Below are 1592 nucleotides of genomic sequence, written 5' to 3'. Positions count from 1 at the left end.
GCCTACTATGCTTTGCACGGCGAATCAATACGCACAGATAGCGATTGGGAGAACTTTCACGCCTTGATGCGGACGAACTTCCGGTCGAAATGGATGTGGCGTTACATCAGGCCTGACAACCTAATTCTTAATGCGACTACGGACTACGACAGGTCCAACGTTCTTGCTGACGTCTTGAATGACGTTCTTTTCAAGAACGCTACGTTCTCATCCCTAGGGAGTCCAGGGCCACGGCGACCTGCGCTGCTAATAAACGCCACTCAACTTGGCCTGTCCGAAGCCCGGCTGTTCACCTTTACAGGTTCGAATTTCATCTCCTATGTGGATTCCGATTTGGGGAAGTATCCAATAGCTGACGCTGTTGTGGCCTCTGCCGCATTCCCTGGTGTCTTTAGCGCAGTAACACTCAAGAGCTATGTCACCGGACCGCCCCGTGCTACACCATTACCGCAAAGCTATGTTCACTTAATTGATGGTGGGCCTTCGGACAATCTTGGTGTTGATACTCTACTCAGTGCTGCGCGCGCTTACCGTGGCACTTCCAAGCAAAGTAACTTCCAATGCTTTATATTTGCTGTCGATGCTTATCCGCCCGGTGCAGATCCGTCAATGCTATTTCGCCGAGACCTGAGAGCCAGCGCTATTGACTACATCGTTGACACGAACTTTCTTGACGCATTCGACGCATTGCTTGCACGCCGACGTGAATCCACCCTCCGCGATCTTGGCTTCAGGCTTGAGGTACGTGGCGCTGCAGACAACCCGCTCGGTGATCCAGCTTGGCCTAGAAGCACCGTAAGCTTGCGGGAGACCTTCTACGCCGGAGAAGAAGGGCTCTCGCGCCTTGTTCACCCTTATGATCGCGTACTCAAGGTGCCACTTGGAAGGTCGCCAGAAGCAGCCGCAATGGAGAACGCATCATGTCTGGTCTGGCACATCGCCATGTCAGAGGTTGCATCCGTCAAGTACAGCCCACAAGATATACCGCCACAAGATGGTCCCATCGGCGAGGCTCGGCACCCGGTACTAGTGTTCAGGCAGCGGTTGTGGCATATCACGAGTCGTATCTCGACCGATTTCAACCTAGCTGGTCCCAAGAAATGTGAGCCAACCGTATTGCAATCAGCTTTGCGTGACACCGCGCGCATCCTCATTCAAGAGGACGACATATCCCGTCGAGCCGCGTGCAGTTGGTTCACAGCTGCCTTTTCCGGACAGCACTTCTCTTGCGACACGCAAAGGAATCCATTGCTGCAACGCGATCTTCCCCTTCAAATAGTCGGAAGGCGACCGAACGTAGAGATCAGTTGCACGCGATGATTGATCGTCGCGCAGTATGCGCTGCCCAACATTTCAGTCAACACGGACCCGTGCAATCGGCGCTGCGCGCCGCTCGCACGGTCCGGTTACTTTAGACGTTGAGCGACTGCTTTCCTCAAAGCTCGACGGCTGCATTGGGTCGAGACGACTCGTCGGCGAGCGGCAGCTTACGGGCGGCGAATATCCAGCGGCGGCTTTCCGGCGATGAACTCGAGTAGGCGTCGGTCGCAGACGGACCCAGACTTGCCGGTCGAGCTTTTTCGAAGCGGCCA

Annotated in this window: 1 protein-coding gene; it reads left to right on the top strand. The window is 55.0% G+C overall.

Annotated features, from left to right (window positions below):
• Positions 1-93: 93 nt before the first annotated feature.
• Complete coding sequence (locus JNN07_04535) at positions 94-1320, top strand: patatin-like phospholipase family protein (GenBank protein MBL9166987.1); 1227 nt, start codon at positions 94-96, stop codon at positions 1318-1320.
• Positions 1321-1592 lie beyond the last annotated feature (272 nt).

It is taken from the genome of Verrucomicrobiales bacterium, assembly GCA_016793885.1.
In the GTDB taxonomy this organism is placed as follows: Bacteria; Verrucomicrobiota; Verrucomicrobiia; order Limisphaerales; family UBA11320; genus UBA11320.
The sequence above is the reverse complement of the archived record's forward strand: the minus strand, read 5'-3'. Positions and strand labels throughout refer to the sequence as shown.